Source organism: Enterobacter cloacae complex sp. GF14B, from assembly GCF_004136805.1.
Lineage (GTDB): Bacteria > Pseudomonadota > Gammaproteobacteria > Enterobacterales > Enterobacteriaceae > Enterobacter > Enterobacter hormaechei_C.
The window spans coordinates 30,968-45,742 of sequence record NZ_QFRV01000036.1 but is presented as its reverse complement, the minus strand read 5'-3'; the positions used below and the strand labels follow the sequence as shown (position 1 = coordinate 45,742).

The 14,775-nt window shown below is 57.5% G+C and carries 14 protein-coding genes; 9 read left to right on the top strand and 5 right to left on the bottom strand.

Annotation, left to right across the window (positions count from 1 at the left end):
• The 5 genes from DD606_RS13520 to gsiD all read left to right on the top strand — a co-directional run.
• A partial coding sequence (locus DD606_RS13520; RefSeq protein ID WP_176691441.1) for an isoaspartyl peptidase/L-asparaginase occupies positions 1-318 on the top strand: 318 nt, incomplete at its 5' end.
• Positions 319-329: 11 nt separating this feature from the next.
• Positions 330-2,201: a glutathione ABC transporter ATP-binding protein GsiA gene (gene gsiA, locus DD606_RS13515; RefSeq protein ID WP_129258764.1), complete on the top strand. Its 1,872-nt coding sequence runs from the start codon at positions 330-332 to the stop codon at positions 2,199-2,201.
• A 23-nt stretch (positions 2,202-2,224) separates the two neighbouring features.
• Positions 2,225-3,763, top strand: coding sequence for a glutathione ABC transporter substrate-binding protein GsiB (gene gsiB, locus DD606_RS13510; protein WP_023324374.1), 1,539 nt, complete (start codon positions 2,225-2,227; stop codon positions 3,761-3,763).
• Positions 3,764-3,768: 5 nt separating this feature from the next.
• Positions 3,769-4,689 carry a glutathione ABC transporter permease GsiC gene (gene gsiC, locus DD606_RS13505; RefSeq protein WP_006809475.1) on the top strand — a complete coding sequence of 307 codons (921 nt, stop codon included), beginning with the start codon at positions 3,769-3,771 and terminating at the stop codon, positions 4,687-4,689.
• A gap of 1 nt (position 4,690) precedes the next feature.
• Positions 4,691-5,602 (top strand): glutathione ABC transporter permease GsiD, encoded by a 912-nt coding sequence (gsiD, locus tag DD606_RS13500; RefSeq protein WP_045894913.1) that lies wholly within the window; start codon positions 4,691-4,693, stop codon positions 5,600-5,602.
• Positions 5,603-5,665: 63 nt separating this feature from the next.
• Here gsiD and rimO read toward each other — a convergent pair whose 3' ends face one another.
• Positions 5,666-6,991: a 30S ribosomal protein S12 methylthiotransferase RimO gene (gene rimO, locus DD606_RS13495; protein ID WP_022650675.1), complete on the bottom strand. Its 1,326-nt coding sequence runs from the start codon at positions 6,989-6,991 to the stop codon at positions 5,666-5,668.
• A gap of 216 nt (positions 6,992-7,207) precedes the next feature.
• On the opposite strand from rimO, the gene bssR reads away from it, so the two are divergent.
• Together bssR and DD606_RS13485 are read left to right on the top strand one after the other, a co-directional pair.
• Entirely contained in the window at positions 7,208-7,591 is a 384-nt protein-coding gene (gene bssR / locus DD606_RS13490) for a biofilm formation regulator BssR (RefSeq protein ID WP_045336953.1), read from the top strand.
• Positions 7,592-7,697: 106 nt separating this feature from the next.
• Entirely contained in the window at positions 7,698-8,816 is a 1,119-nt protein-coding gene (locus tag DD606_RS13485; protein ID WP_045347492.1) for a PQQ-dependent sugar dehydrogenase, read from the top strand.
• On the opposite strand, the gene DD606_RS13480 is transcribed toward DD606_RS13485, so the two are convergent.
• Positions 8,817-9,443, bottom strand: a complete 627-nt coding sequence (locus DD606_RS13480; RefSeq protein WP_003858411.1) for a glutathione S-transferase family protein — start codon at positions 9,441-9,443, stop codon at positions 8,817-8,819.
• Positions 9,444-9,686: 243 nt separating this feature from the next.
• On the opposite strand from DD606_RS13480, the gene dacC reads away from it, so the two are divergent.
• Entirely contained in the window at positions 9,687-10,892 is a 1,206-nt protein-coding gene (gene dacC, locus DD606_RS13475) for a serine-type D-Ala-D-Ala carboxypeptidase (protein ID WP_022650677.1), read from the top strand.
• Positions 10,893-10,978: 86 nt separating this feature from the next.
• Here dacC and deoR read toward each other — a convergent pair whose 3' ends face one another.
• The 3 genes from deoR to DD606_RS13460 form a co-directional block, all read right to left on the bottom strand.
• Entirely contained in the window at positions 10,979-11,737 is a 759-nt protein-coding gene (deoR, locus tag DD606_RS13470; RefSeq protein WP_022650678.1) for a DNA-binding transcriptional repressor DeoR, read from the bottom strand.
• 67 nt (positions 11,738-11,804) lie between these two features.
• Positions 11,805-12,413: an undecaprenyl-diphosphate phosphatase gene (gene ybjG / locus DD606_RS13465; RefSeq protein ID WP_003858405.1), complete on the bottom strand. Its 609-nt coding sequence runs from the start codon at positions 12,411-12,413 to the stop codon at positions 11,805-11,807.
• 7 nt (positions 12,414-12,420) lie between these two features.
• Positions 12,421-13,149: a phosphatase PAP2 family protein gene (locus DD606_RS13460; protein ID WP_129258762.1), complete on the bottom strand. Its 729-nt coding sequence runs from the start codon at positions 13,147-13,149 to the stop codon at positions 12,421-12,423.
• Between the two features lie 167 nt (positions 13,150-13,316).
• Here DD606_RS13460 and DD606_RS13455 point away from each other — a divergent pair, with 167 nt between their 5' ends.
• Positions 13,317-14,549 carry an MFS transporter gene (locus tag DD606_RS13455; protein ID WP_129258760.1) on the top strand — a complete coding sequence of 411 codons (1,233 nt, stop codon included), beginning with the start codon at positions 13,317-13,319 and terminating at the stop codon, positions 14,547-14,549.
• Positions 14,550-14,775: the final 226 nt, after the last annotated feature.

The following is a 14,775-nucleotide window of genomic DNA, read 5'->3' as shown; positions in this document are numbered from 1 at the left end:
GGCGACAGCCCGCTGCCGGGGGCCGGGTGTTACGCCAATAACGCCACCGCGGCGGTGTCATGCACCGGCACCGGCGAAGTGTTTATCCGCGCGCTGGCGGCCTACGACATTACCGCACTAATGGATTACGGCGGATTAAGCCTGAGTGAAGCCTGCGAGCGGGTAGTGATGGAGAAACTGCCGGCGCTGGGCGGGATTGGCGGCTTAATTGCGGTGGATCGGGAGGGCAACGTGGCTCTGCCGTTCAACAGTGAAGGAATGTACCGGGCGTGGGGGTATGCCGGCGATGCGCCCAGCACAGGCATTTATCGTGAATAAGGGGGCATTGCGTGCCGCACCGTGAAGAGCTGGACAACTGCGAAGTGCTGGCTGTCCACCAACTGAATATTGCGTTTCAGGAAGAGCGGCAGTTCATCCCCGCAGTACAGAATTTATCGTTTTCGCTCAGGCGCGGCGAGACGCTGGCGATTGTTGGCGAATCAGGTTCCGGTAAATCCGTTACCGCGCTGGCGCTGATGCGTCTGCTTGAGCAGACGGGCGGGCAGGTCACCAGCGAGCGTATGCTGTTGCGCCGTCGCAACCGTCAGGTTATCGATCTCAACGAGCTGAGCGCGTCCCGGATGCAGGGTGTGCGCGGGGCAGACATTGCGATGATTTTTCAGGAGCCGATGACCTCCCTGAACCCGGTTTTCCCGGTGGGCGAGCAGATTGCCGAATCTATCCGCCTGCATCAGGGACTGAGCGGTGATGAGGCGCTCAACGAAGCAAAACGGATGCTGGAGCTGGTGCGTATCCCTGAGGCGCACGCGATTTTGTCCCGCTACCCGCATCAGCTTTCCGGCGGCATGCGCCAGCGGGTGATGATTGCGATGGCGCTGTCGTGCCGTCCGGCGGTACTCATTGCGGACGAACCCACCACGGCGCTGGATGTCACCATTCAGGCCCAGATCCTGCAACTGATTAAGGTGTTGCAGCAGGAGATGGAGATGGGGGTGATTTTCATTACCCACGATATGGGGGTGGTGGCGGACATTGCCGATCGGGTGCTGGTTATGCATCAGGGCAATGCCGTGGAAACCGGCACGGTGGAGCAGGTCTTTCATGCGCCGGTGCATTCTTATACCAAAGCGCTGCTGGCGGCGGTCCCGCGTCTGGGGGCCATGAATGGCAGTGATTTTCCGCGCCGTTTTCCGCTGATCTCACAGACCGAACAGGGCAAGCAGGAAGACGAAACCGAGCAGGATACGGTGGTTCCCGGCAGGCCAATCCTCGAAGTGCGTAACCTGGTGACCCGTTTCCCGCTGCGTAGCGGGATCCTCAATCGCGTGAAGCGCGAAGTGCATGCGGTTGAAAACGTCAGTTTTGATCTCTGGCCGGGCGAAACGCTGGCGCTGGTGGGGGAGTCCGGCTGCGGTAAATCCACCACCGGACGGGCGCTGCTCAGGCTGGTGGCGTCGCAGGAGGGGAGCATCACCTTCAACGGTGAGCGCATCGACACGCTACCTAACAGTAAATTGCAGGCGGTACGCCGGGATATTCAGTTTATATTCCAGGATCCTTATGCGTCGCTCGATCCGCGCCATACGGTGGGGTACTCGATTATGGAGCCGCTGCGGGTGCATAACCTGCTCGACGGTGAAGCCGCGCAGCGCCGCGTCGCGTGGCTGCTGGAGCGCGTGGGCCTGAAGCCGGAGCATGCCTGGCGTTATCCGCACGAATTTTCTGGCGGTCAGCGACAGCGTATCTGCATAGCCCGGGCATTAGCCCTGAATCCGAAGGTGGTGATTGCGGATGAGTCCGTGTCAGCGCTGGATGTCTCCATCCGCGCGCAAATCATCAATCTCCTGCTCGATTTACAGCGGGATTTAGGCATTGCGTTTCTGTTTATCTCCCACGATATGGCGGTGGTGGAGCGGATCAGCCATCGCGTGGCGGTGATGTACATGGGGCAAATAGTTGAAATCGGCCCCCGTCGGGCGGTGTTTGAAAACCCGCAGCACCCGTACACCCGCAAGCTGATGGCCGCCGTACCGGTTGCCGATCCTGAGCATCGTCACGCCCAGCGCGTGCTGTTGCAGGACGAAATGCCGAGCAATATTCGTAAACGGGGCGAAACCCTTGAGCGCGTGGCGCTGCGTGAGGTGGGTCCCGGTCATTTTGTCGCACCACCGCGTCAGGGCAATGCATTCTCGCGGTTATAACTTACAACAGGCAGGAGAACACAATGGTTCCTTTTGTTGCTCGTCAATGGCTGCTTGCCGCGAGCGTGACGGCTGCGCTGGCCGCCGCCCCCGCGTTCGCGGCGAAAGATGTGGTGGTGGCTGTGGGGTCTAACTTCACGACGCTGGATCCGTATGATGCTAACGACACCCTTTCTCAGGCGGTGGCAAAATCTTTCTACCAGGGGCTGTTCGGCCTGGACCGCGAGATGAAGCTGAAAAACGTGCTGGCGGAAGGCTATACCGTGTCGGACGATGGGCTGGTCTATACCGTTAAGCTCCGTACCGGCGTGAAGTTCCAGGACGGCACCGACTTCAACGCCGAGGCGGTTAAGATCAACCTGGACCGTGCCAGCAATCCGGAGAACGGCCTTAAGCGCTACAACCTGTATAAAAATATCGCCAGCACCGAGGCGGTTGACCCGGCGACGGTGAAGATCGTCCTGAAAGAGCCGTTCTCGGCGTTTATCAATATTCTGGCGCATCCCGCGACGGCGATGATTTCGCCCGCCGCCCTGAAAAAATACGGCAAAGAGATTGGCTTCCACCCGGTGGGAACCGGGCCGTACGAACTGCTTACCTGGAACCAGACCGATTTTGTGAAGGTGAAAAAATTCGCCGGATACTGGCAGCAGGGGCTGCCGAAGCTGGATACCATCACCTGGCGTCCGGTCGTGGACAACAATACCCGTGCCGCGATGCTGCAAACCGGCGAAGCGCAGTTTGCCTTCCCAATTCCTTACGAACAGGCGGCGCTGCTGGCGAAAAACAGTAAGCTGGAGCTGGTGGCCAGCCCGTCGATAATGCAGCGCTACATCAGCATGAACGTCACGCAGAAACCGTTCGATAACCCGAAGGTGCGCGAAGCCATCAACTACGCCATTAACCGTCAGGCGCTGGTGAAGGTGGCCTTTGCCGGTTACGCCACTCCCGCGACGGGCGTGATGCCGCCAGCCATCGAGTATGCGCAGAGCTACCAGCCGTGGCCGTACGATCCGGCGAAAGCGCGGGAGCTGCTGAAAGAGGCGGGCTATCCGAACGGCTTTAGCACCACGCTGTGGTCGTCGCATAACCACAGTACCGCGCAGAAGGTGCTGCAATTTACCCAGCAGCAGCTGGCGCAGGTGGGCATTAAAGCCAGGGTCACGGCGATGGATGCCGGACAGCGAGCGGCGGAAGTGGAAGGCAAAGGACAGAAAGAGAGCGGCGTACGGATGTTCTACACCGGCTGGACGGCTTCAACCGGTGAAGCGGACTGGTCCCTGTCGCCGCTGTTTGCTTCCCAGAACTGGCCGCCAACGCTGTTCAATACCGCGTTCTACAGTAATCCGCAGGTGGATAAAGATCTGGCCGATGCCCTGAAAACCACCAAACCGGAAGAGAAAGCGCGCCTGTACAAAGAGGCGCAGGACATTATCTGGAAAGAGTCGCCGTGGGTGCCGCTGGTGGTGGAAAAACTGGTCTCAGCCCACAACAAAGCGCTGACCGGTTTTTACATCATGCCGGATACGGGCTTTAGCTTTGATGACGCGGATTTAAAATAAAACTCATGCTGAATTATGTGTGTAAACGCCTGCTGGGGCTTATCCCGACGCTGCTGATTGTGGCCGTGCTGGTGTTTTTGTTTGTCCATATGCTGCCCGGCGATCCGGCGCGTTTGATTGCCGGACCGGAAGCGGATGCGACGGTTATTGAACTGGTGCGTAAACAGCTCGGTCTTGACCAGCCGCTGTACAGGCAATTTCTGCGTTACATTGGCAATGTCCTTCAGGGCGATTTCGGCATCTCAATGGTGTCGCGTCGTCCGGTGTCGGAGGAGATTGCCAGCCGCTTTATGCCTACCTTCTGGTTAACGATTGCCAGTATGAGCTGGGCGGTTGTGTTTGGCCTGGGCGCGGGGATTGTCGCCGCCGTCTGGCGCAACCGCTGGCCGGATAAGCTCGGTATGGCGCTGGCGGTCACCGGCATCTCTTTCCCGGCGTTTGCGCTGGGCATGCTACTGATGCAGATTTTCTCCGTTGAGCTGGGCTGGTTGCCGACCGTCGGGGCCGACACCTGGAAGCACTACATTCTTCCCTCTATGACGCTTGGCGCGGCCGTTGCGGCGGTGATGGCCCGGTTTACCCGCGCCTCGTTTGTCGACGTGCTGAGCGAAGATTACATTCGCACCGCGCGGGCAAAAGGGGTGAGTGAGAAATGGGTCATTCTGAAGCATGGTTTTCGTAATGCGATGATACCGGTGGTCACGATGATGGGGCTACAGTTCGGCTTCCTGCTGGGCGGCTCTATTGTGGTTGAGAAGGTCTTCAACTGGCCGGGGCTGGGGCGCCTGCTGGTCGACTCGGTCGATATGCGTGACTATCCGGTCATTCAGGCTGAAGTCCTGCTTTTCTCGCTGGAGTTTATTCTTATCAACTTAGTGGTGGATGTGCTGTACGCCGCCATTAACCCGGCCATCAGGTATAAGTAAGATGCGATTACTGAACTGGCGTCGCCAGGCCATTTTAAACGCTATGCCGGGGATCAGGCCGGACCATATTCGCACCCCGTGGATTGAGTTCTGGCGTCGATTCCGTCGTCAGCCCGTCGCTATGGTCGCCGGGTTGTTTGTGTTACTGCTGATCCTGGTGGCGATTATCGCCCCCTGGTTAGCCCCGTTTGATGCGGAAAACTACTTCGATTACGACCGGCTGAACGATGGACCGTCGATGATGCACTGGTTTGGCGTGGACTCGCTCGGGCGCGATATTTTCAGCCGCGTGCTGGTAGGGGCGCAGATCTCGCTGGCGGCCGGGGTCTTTGCGGTGCTGATGGGCGCAGCAATTGGCACCGTGTTGGGGCTGGCGGCCGGGTACTACGAAGGCTGGTGGGACCGCATCATCATGCGTATCTGTGATGTGCTGTTTGCCTTTCCCGGTATTCTGCTGGCGATTGCCGTGGTGGCGGTGATGGGCAGCGGCATGGCGAACGTCATCATCGCCGTGGCGGTATTCTCGATTCCCGCTTTCGCGCGTCTGGTACGTGGCAACACGCTGGTGCTGAAGCAGCAGACCTTTATCGAGTCGGCGCGCAGCATGGGAGCCAGCGATGCCACCATCCTGTTCAGCCATATTCTGCCGGGAACGGTCTCGTCTATCGTGGTCTATTTCACCATGCGCATAGGCGTGTCGATTATCTCGGCGGCCAGCCTGTCGTTTCTGGGGTTAGGCGCACAGCCGCCGACGCCGGAGTGGGGCGCGATGCTGAACGAGGCGCGGGCGGATATGGTGATTGCGCCACACGTGGCGATCTTCCCGAGCCTGGCGATTTTCCTGACCGTGCTGGCGTTTAATTTGCTGGGGGATGGGCTGCGCGACGCGCTGGATCCGCGGATAAAAGGGTAGTGCTGTGGAATGTGCCGGGTGGCGGCGACGCCTTACCCGGCCTGGAACAGAGGCGTGGGGAGATTAAACCCGGCTGCCCCATAAATCATACTCGTCGGCGTTTTCGACCTTCACGCGAATAATATCGCCCGGCTTGACGTTGGTTTCGCCGTTCAGGTATACCGCGCCGTCGATTTCAGGCGCATCCGCCATGCTGCGGCCAATCGCGCCTTCTTCGTCCACTTCGTCGATAATCACCAGAATTTCGCGGCCCACTTTCTCCTGCAAGCGTTCAGCAGAGATCTGCTGTTGCAGCTGCATAAAGCGGTTCCAGCGCTCCTCTTTTACCTCTTCCGGTACCTGGTCCGCCAGCTCGTTGGCCGTTGCGCCTTCAACCGGGCTGTACTTGAAGCAGCCGACGCGATCCAGACGCGCCTCTTTCAGGAAGTCGAGCAGCATCTGGAAATCTTCTTCGGTTTCACCCGGGAAGCCGACAATAAAGGTGGAGCGCAGGGTAAGATCCGGGCAGATCTCACGCCACTGCTTGATGCGCGCCAGCTGGCGGTCAACGGAGCCAGGACGTTTCATCAGCTTCAGAATGCGCGGGCTGGCATGCTGTAGCGGGATATCCAGGTACGGCAGGATTTTACCTTCCGCCATCAGCGGGATCACATCGTCAACGTGCGGGTAAGGATAGACGTAGTGCAGGCGCGTCCAGATCCCGAGCTTAGCCAGCTGCTCGCACAGGCCGACCATGCTGGTTTTCACTGGCTCGCCGTTGTGGAAACCGGAACGGTGTTTAACGTCCACGCCGTAGGCGGAGGTGTCCTGGGAGATGACCAGCAGCTCCTTCACGCCCGCGTCGGCCAGGCGTTTGGCTTCTGCCAGCACCTCGCCAATCGGACGGCTCACCAGATCGCCACGCATCGACGGGATGATGCAGAAGGTGCAGCGATGGTTGCAGCCTTCGGAAATTTTCAGGTAGGCGTAGTGGCGCGGCGTCAGCTTCACGCCCTGTTCCGGCACCAGGCTCAGGAACGGGTTGTGCTTTGGTTTGGGGACGTAGTGATGAACATGTTCCAGCACCTGCTCGTAGCTGTGTGGACCGGTGATCTCCAGCACCTTCGGGTGCACTTCACGGATCTGGTCTTCTTTTGCGCCCAGGCAGCCGGTCACAATCACTTTGCCGTTTTCCGTCAGGGCTTCACCAATGGCTTCCAGGGATTCCTGAACCGCGCTGTCGATAAAGCCGCAGGTGTTGACGATCACCATGTCGGCGTTGTCGTAGCTTGGCACCACGTCATAGCCTTCAGTGCGAAGTTCAGTCAGGATGCGTTCGGAGTCCACCAGGTTCTTCGGGCAGCCCAGGGAGACAAAGCCGATTTTCGGCGGGTGCGTAACATTGCTCATAGGTTAAAAATTCATCAATTATGGAGTTATCAGGGCGGGATTTTACAGCGTATCGCAGGGGATTTATACACTCTTGATGGCGCAGTTGAGGCCGGCAATCGTTGTAACATTGTAAAGAATGTTAATCAGTTATCGTTTATTGATCCCAGGCATTACATTGTACAAAAAATGACCTTATTCTTAATGAGGTAACATGGCTGACAGAGGAGGAATAGCATGTCCGTTGACAGACTGAAACGCGATCTGCTTAACAAGATGATCAACGCCCGAATCGACCTGGCTGCATATCTGCAACTCCGCAAGGCGAAAGGGTATATGTCAGTCAGCGAAAGCGAAAATCTGCGTGATAACTTCTTTGAACTTTGCAATTTCATGCGTGAAAAAGCACCCATCCTGAAAGCGCACTACGCTGAAAGCGAATTAGTGGCGCTGCGCCGCGCCGCCGAGGTGCTCTCCATCGCCGGGGTCTGTTTGATGAACGGACGTCACGACTGCCCGAATTTTATTGCCGTTAACGCGGAGAAGCTTGAAAACTGCCTGACCACGCTCGCGCTTTGCATCATGTGTCTGAACAAGCCGGAAACGCTTGCCCGGCACTGAACCCGGGGGAGGCAACTCCCCCTTCTGATTAAGCTTTTGTAAAAGTGGTAACGCACCCGGGAACAGTGGCTAATCTTTAAGCCATATGTCGATAAAGGAGTGCGTTATGCCTCGATCCTCGCTGATTTTCCTTCCAGTCTTGTTATTCCCGCTTTCACTGCTTGCAGCGCCTGAGACGGTTAAGGTCGACGTGCTACAGACAAAACTGGATCACCCCTGGTCGCTGGCGTTTCTGCCAGATAACAAGGGGCTGCTCATCACGCTCAAAGACGGGCAGCTTAAGCACTGGCAGGCAGGGAAAGGGCTCTCCGATCCGATTGTCGGCGTGCCGAAAGTGTGGGCGAGCGGCCAGGGCGGACTGCTGGACGTCGCGCTGGCCCCGGATTTTGCACAATCACGGCGGGTCTGGCTCAGCTTCGCCGAGGCAGGTAATGATGGCAAAGCGGGTACCGCGGTGGGCTACGGGCGGTTGAGCGATGACCTGTCGCGCATTGAGGGCTTCCAGGTGGTGTTCCGACAGATGCCGAAGCTCTCTACCGGCAACCACTTTGGTGGACGGCTGGTGTTCGACGGCAAAGGCCATCTTTTTATTGGCCTGGGTGAAAACAACCAGCGCCCGACGGCGCAGGATCTGGACAAGCTTCAGGGCAAGGTGGTGCGCCTGACGGAGGACGGAAAAGTGCCACCGGATAATCCGTTTGTGAACACCGCCGGTGCGCGCCCGGAAATCTGGTCCTATGGCATTCGCAACCCGCAGGGAATGGCGATGAACCCGTGGAGTGACACGCTGTGGCTCAACGAACACGGACCACGCGGTGGGGATGAGGTTAACATTCCTGAGAAGGGCAAAAACTACGGCTGGCCCCTGGCGACGCACGGGATCAATTACAGCGGCCTGAAAATCCCGGAAGCAAAAGGCGAGCACGTTGAAGGCACCGAAAAACCACTGTTTGTCTGGAAAGTGTCGCCCGCCGTCAGCGGCATGGCGTTCTACAACAGCGACGTCTTCCCGCAGTGGAAAAACAAGCTGTTTATCGGCGCGCTGAAGGAGAAAGACGTCATCGTGCTGAGCGTGAAGGGTAATACCGTGACGGAGGATGGGCGAATTCTTGGGGATAAAGATCAGCGTATCCGCGATGTGCGCGTCGGGCCGGATGGTTATCTGTACGTGCTGACCGACGAGACGGACGGGCAGCTTTGGAAAGTCAGCCCGTCCGGGTCGTAATCAGGTCACCGGGATCATCACCACGTTGCGATACGCCGGGCGCTCGCTGAGCTGCTGGATCCAGCGCTCAAGGTGAGGGCGCGGGGTCCAGCTGAGACCCATGTTAGTGAGGTTCCAGACGAAGGGGGCGACGGCGATATCGCCCACGCCGAACGTGTCGCCGGAGAACCAGGTATGCTTCGCCAGTTCGTCGTCCATCATCGCAAACAGCGACTCGCACGCGTCCTGGGCGGCATGAATGGCGGGATAATCACGATCGGCTTCCGGCGTACGGATAAGCCCCATCAGGATCACGCGGTGCGTGGGGGAAAGCGTCTGGTTTGCCCAGTCCATCCATTTTTCGCCCTGCGCGCGCTGGGCCGGATTTTCAACCCACAGGCGACCCTGGCCGTACTGCGCGGCAAGATAACGCACAATGGTATTGGACTCCCACAGCGTGGCGTCTGTCTCGTCATCGCGCAGCAACGGCACCAGCCCGTTTGGGTTCATCGCCAGATAGTCGGCGTCTTTATTCACCCCGAACGCCATGCCAGCCATAATTTGGTTGAACGGTAAATCCAGCTCCTCGAGCGTCCAGAGCACTTTCTTCACGTTAGTCGAATTGTTCCTGCCCCACAGCGTAATCATATTTACTCCCGATGAGATGTGAATCCGAGTCAGCTTTTCGCCATGGTGAGATAAACCTAACAATTACGCAACAGATGCTAAAAAAAACGCCGCAATCAAAGCGTATCTGAATGTTATTGCATAAACTTTAAAAACTTTACCTGGAACAGGTTTCTTTGAAGGCTGTAGTGCGCTATTACTCATCGCTTCTTGCGACACGGTGATTGTGACGTGATTTTTAGAATGGACACTCGGGTGGCATTTATGACGCAAAAAACTTCTTCTCTGCGCAGCCTGGCGGCAGGCTCGGCGCTGCTTTTCCTTTTTGCCCCAACGCTTCATGCGGCGGAACAGACAGCGCCCGAAGCGCCGCCTGTTGATGCGCGCGCCTGGATCCTGATGGATTACGCCAGCGGGAAAGTGCTGGCGGAAGGTAACGCCGACGAAAAACTCGACCCGGCGAGCCTGACGAAAATTATGACCAGCTATGTGGTCGGCCAGGCGTTAAAAGCGGGCAAGATCAAGCTGAATGACATGGTCACCGTCGGGAAAGATGCCTGGGCGACCGGTAACCCGGCGCTGCGCGGCTCGTCCGTGATGTTCCTGAAGCCCGGTGATCAGGTCTCCGTTTCCGATCTGAATAAAGGGGTCATTATTCAGTCGGGAAATGATGCCTGTATTGCGCTGGCCGATTACGTCGCGGGCAGTCAGGACTCGTTTATTGGGCTGATGAATGGCTACGCGAAAAAACTGGGTCTGACCAATACCACCTTTAAAACCGTTCACGGCCTGGATGCGCCGGGTCAGTTCAGCACCGCGCGCGATATGGCGCTGCTGGGCAAAGCGCTGATCCATGACGTTCCGGATGAGTACGCCATCCATAAAGAGAAAGAGTTTACCTTCAATAATATTCGCCAGCCTAACCGTAACCGCCTGCTCTGGAGCAGTAACGTTAACGTGGACGGCATGAAAACCGGTACAACTGCCGGGGCCGGATACAACCTGGTGGCTTCTGCGACGCAGGGCGATATGCGCCTGATCTCGGTGGTGCTGGGCACGAAAACCGACCGCATTCGTTTTAACGAGTCAGAAAAACTGCTGACCTGGGGTTTCCGCTTCTTTGAAACCGTCACGCCGATTAAGCCGGACGCCACCTTCGTCAGCCAGCGCGTCTGGTTTGGTGATAAAAGTGAAGTAAACCTGGGGGCAGGTGAAGCGGGGTCCGTCACCATTCCACGCGGCCAGCTGAAAAACCTGAAAGCGAGCTATACCCTGACCGAGCCACAGCTGACCGCGCCGTTAAAAAAAGGCCAGGTGGTCGGGACGATAGATTTCCAGCTTAACGGCAAATCCATTGAGCAGCGTCCGCTGGTGGTAATGGAAGCGGTGGAAGAGGGCGGCTTCTTCAGCCGGATATGGGACTTTGTGTTAATGAAATTCCACGGCTGGTTTGGCAGCTGGTTCAGCTAAGTTTTTGCCGGGTGGCGCTGCGCTTACCCGGCCTACGTTCGAGCCGTTGTAGGCCGGGTAAGGCGAAGCCGCCACCCGGCATAACCTCAATACATCAACTTCACCTGCTGCGCTTTCGCGTATGCCACCAGCTCGTCATCCGGGCGGCAATCACTGACGATGGCGTCAAAGCGCGACAGCTCTCCCATCCTTGCCGGACGGACCTTGCCAAATTTACTGTGATCAACCACCAGCACATGCTGCTGTGCGGCGTTGAGCGCCCACTGTTTCACCGGTAACTCTTCAAGATTAAAACAGGTTGCCCCCTGTTTCACATTCACGCCCGCCGCAGAGTAAAAGGCAATATCCGGGCATACATTGCTCAGCGTGTCCTGAATATTCAGCGGTTTGAAAATGGCGTTGCTGGCATGAAATTCGCCGCCACACAAAATCACCCGGCACGCCGGTTTCTCCTGCAAGGCAAGGAAGGTGTTTAGCGAATAACAGACGGCGGTAAACGGAACGGTGCTGTCGATGGCCTCGATGATCCACGGGGTTGTCGTACCGCAGTCAAAAAACAGCGTTTGATGCGGCTGCACCAGCGAGGCGGCGAGCCGCGCGGCTTTGCGCTTCTCCTCCACCAGGCGTGTTTTTTGATCGCTTAACAGATAATGGCTGGCGCTACGCGGCTCCAGAACAATATACCCGCCAAGCAGCACAACGGGGGCGCTGTCGCTGTTCAGATCGCGACGAATGGTCATTTCAGACACGCCAAGCAGGGTAGCGGCTTCCTTAAGATGCAGCTTATCGCTGCGCTTCAGCGCCTGGAGCAGCTGAGCAATGCGGTCATCGCGACGTGTTTCCATAGATCCTCGGGCTAAAAAAGTGAGCCCCCGCAGGGCGGGGGCTCAAGTGTAACCTGACGGACCGGGGTTAGTCACGTATCCAGCCTTTGCGGATCGGAAGGGCAAACAGAACGCGATAGGCCTGTGATAATCCACGATAAAGCGCCGGACCAAAGAGGCTCCACAGGATGGCTGCGCTGACGCAGCCCATCAGTCCCACCAGGAAACCGCCGACCATATCCAGCGGCCAGTGCACGCCCAGGTAGACGCGGGACCAGGCGATGGCGACCGCCACGCCCATCAGCACTACGCCGGACCACAGGCGATGCCAGAACAGGAAGGCCAGCGCAAAGGTGAAGATCACCGTGCCGTGATCGCTCGGGAACGAGTCGTCCGGCGCATGGTGCAGGAAGTTGTAGCCGACGCGATCGACAAACGGACGATCGTGTGGGAAGGCGTGGCCCAGCACGTAGCTTGCCAGCACGCTGACGCCGATCGCCATCGCCATTTTGATCACCAGATGGCGCTGGGCGGTGACCTGTGTACGAGGTCCCCATAACCAGAGGATCACCGCCAGCGCCGGTACAATGCTGATCACATCTTTCGCAATGAAGGTGGCGAGATCGATCATCCATTCCGGTGACGACGGCGTGGCGTTGAGCAGGTAAAACAGTTCGTAGTTCAGATTTTCTAACATAATCTCGTTACTCTTTAGCAAACCAGGCGGAAACCAGCCCGTAAACCAGCACCTGGGAAAACCAGACCCACCACCCGGCCCACAGGTTGTGAGAGAAAAAATGCGCGCCGCGCATGACCTGCCCGAATCCCATCAGCAGCCCCATAACAACGCCCAACGCGACATAGGTCCAGGCCAGGCGTGGACGTTCACGCCAGAAGGCAAAAAACAGCCCCATCACCATAAACCCGCTTGAGGCGTGGCCGCCGGGAAAGCAGCGTCCCGGTCCGCTGTCTGCCGGAATCGCGCTGAACAGGGGATACGAGACGGCTTTGCCGCCATACTCCACCAGATCCCACGGACAGCTGTGGTGGCTCATGCTTTTCAGGGCTCCTACAACGAGCGCGCCCAGACCCATCAGAAGCGCGGCTGTCACCAGCCGGGCATTGCGTCTGTAAGTCCCGTAAACCAGCGCGATGACGGCCAGGGCAATGGCCACATATTTCGCCAGCCGATGGTTGAGCAGATCCAGCAGCGGATTTTGCTGTAGCGGGAAATGATGCGTCGCCGCGTCATACCAGAAGCCGGTGATCCATCGGTCAAGCGATTCATCGCGCGAAAGCCAGGTAAAAAGCAGCGCAAGGACGATCAGCACGAAAAGCTGATAACCATAAAAGCGGGCAGGCAAACGGTAAAGGCGTTTTGTCTTATTTGTCGGTAACTTAGATAATTCTGAAGGGCTGACGGCGTGTGTCATAGTTTCGGTCAATAACGTGAAATAGCACTATCATAAGGAGGGCAACTTAAGGAAACCTTAAACAACAACGATAAGTGCCTTATTTCTGTTTTTTCACGTTAATTTGCTATCTCAGACAGCGACAATTCATTACACTCATCGCGATTTTTTCATATTAAAGAGATTGCATGATAAACCGTTCTTCTTCCGGTAATCGTCTGGGTCGTCAGGCGTTACTTTTTCCTCTGTGTCTGGTGCTTTACGAATTCTCTACCTACATCGGCAACGACATGATCCAGCCAGGCATGCTGGCTGTGGTTGAGCAGTACAACGCAGGTATTGAGTGGGTACCTACATCGATGACCGCCTATCTCGCGGGCGGCATGTTTTTACAGTGGCTTTTAGGGCCGCTGTCGGATCGTATTGGCCGCCGCCCGGTGATGCTGACGGGCGTGGTATGGTTTATCGTCACCTGTCTCGCCACGCTGCTGGCGCAGAACATTGAGCAGTTTACGTTGCTGCGTTTCCTTCAGGGCGTGAGCCTGTGCTTTATTGGTGCCGTGGGCTACGCCGCTATTCAGGAGTCGTTTGAGGAGGCGGTATGTGTCAAAATTACCGCGCTGATGGCGAACGTGGCGCTGATTGCACCGCTTCTGGGGCCGCTGGTGGGAGCCGCATGGGTCCACGTCGCGCCGTGGGAAGGGATGTTTGTGCTCTTTGCCGCGCTTGCGGCCATCTCTTTCTTTGGTCTGCACCGTGCGATGCCGGAGACCGCCACCCGCCTGGGCGAAAAGCTCTCGCTTAAAGAGCTGGGGCGTGATTATAAGGCGGTGCTGAAAAACGGCCGTTTTGTCGCGGGCGCGCTGGCGACGGGCTTTGTCAGCCTGCCGCTGCTGGCGTGGATTGCCCAGTCGCCGGTCATTATCATCAGCGGCGAACAGCTTAGCAGCTATGAGTATGGCCTGTTACAGGTGCCGATTTTTGGCGCGCTGATTATCGGTAACCTGGTGCTGGCGCGTCTGACGTCACGCCGTACCGTGCGTTCGCTGATTATTATGGGCGGTTGGCCCATAGCGGCAGGGCTGATTATCGCGGCGGTGGCGACCGTAGCCTCGTCTCATGCGTACCTGTGGATGACTGCGGGGCTGAGCATTTACGCGTTTGGTATCGGCGTGGCGAATGCCGGTCTGGTACGCCTGACGCTGTTCGCCAGTGAAATGAGTAAAGGCACGGTCTCTGCCGCGATGGGGATGCTGCAAATGCTGATTTTCACCGTCGGAATTGAGGTGAGCAAGCATGCTTATGCTTTCGGCGGTAACGGGCTGTTCAGCCTGTTCAACCTCGCCAACGGCGTGCTGTGGATTGCCCTGATGGTGGTATTCCTGAAAGACAAACGCGTCGGAAACGCCCTGCAACCGTAATCCTTATCCCCTCTCCCCCCTGGGCGAGCTCGGGACAGTTCCCTCTCCCTGTGGGCTGAGGGATCCCCAGTAATTTGAAAGCAAAAGCGATAACGTTGCCTCAGAATAACTGAGGGCTTTCAGCGATGCCTCGGTCCGGCTGTAAATCGCTGAGGCGTTTCCTGTAGGCCGGGGCGAGGCGCAGGGATGCGCCGAGAGGGCGGGCTTTACAGGGATGTTACCTCCG

Excerpts from the sequence above, each read along its gene's own strand:
- gsiB (WP_023324374.1), top strand. The coding sequence starts at position 2,225 with ATGGTTCCTTTTGTTGCTCGTCAATGGCTGCTTGCCGCGAGCGTGACG.
- gsiC (WP_006809475.1), top strand. The coding sequence starts at position 3,769 with ATGCTGAATTATGTGTGTAAACGCCTGCTGGGGCTTATCCCGACGCTG.
- gsiD (WP_045894913.1), top strand. The coding sequence starts at position 4,691 with ATGCGATTACTGAACTGGCGTCGCCAGGCCATTTTAAACGCTATGCCG.
- rimO (WP_022650675.1), bottom strand. The coding sequence starts at position 6,991 with ATGAGCAATGTTACGCACCCGCCGAAAATCGGCTTTGTCTCCCTGGGC.
- bssR (WP_045336953.1), top strand. The coding sequence starts at position 7,208 with ATGTCCGTTGACAGACTGAAACGCGATCTGCTTAACAAGATGATCAAC.
- DD606_RS13485 (WP_045347492.1), top strand. The coding sequence starts at position 7,698 with ATGCCTCGATCCTCGCTGATTTTCCTTCCAGTCTTGTTATTCCCGCTT.
- DD606_RS13480 (WP_003858411.1), bottom strand. The coding sequence starts at position 9,443 with ATGATTACGCTGTGGGGCAGGAACAATTCGACTAACGTGAAGAAAGTG.
- dacC (WP_022650677.1), top strand. The coding sequence starts at position 9,687 with ATGACGCAAAAAACTTCTTCTCTGCGCAGCCTGGCGGCAGGCTCGGCG.
- deoR (WP_022650678.1), bottom strand. The coding sequence starts at position 11,737 with ATGGAAACACGTCGCGATGACCGCATTGCTCAGCTGCTCCAGGCGCTG.
- ybjG (WP_003858405.1), bottom strand. The coding sequence starts at position 12,413 with ATGTTAGAAAATCTGAACTACGAACTGTTTTACCTGCTCAACGCCACG.
- DD606_RS13460 (WP_129258762.1), bottom strand. The coding sequence starts at position 13,149 with ATGACACACGCCGTCAGCCCTTCAGAATTATCTAAGTTACCGACAAAT.
- DD606_RS13455 (WP_129258760.1), top strand. The coding sequence starts at position 13,317 with ATGATAAACCGTTCTTCTTCCGGTAATCGTCTGGGTCGTCAGGCGTTA.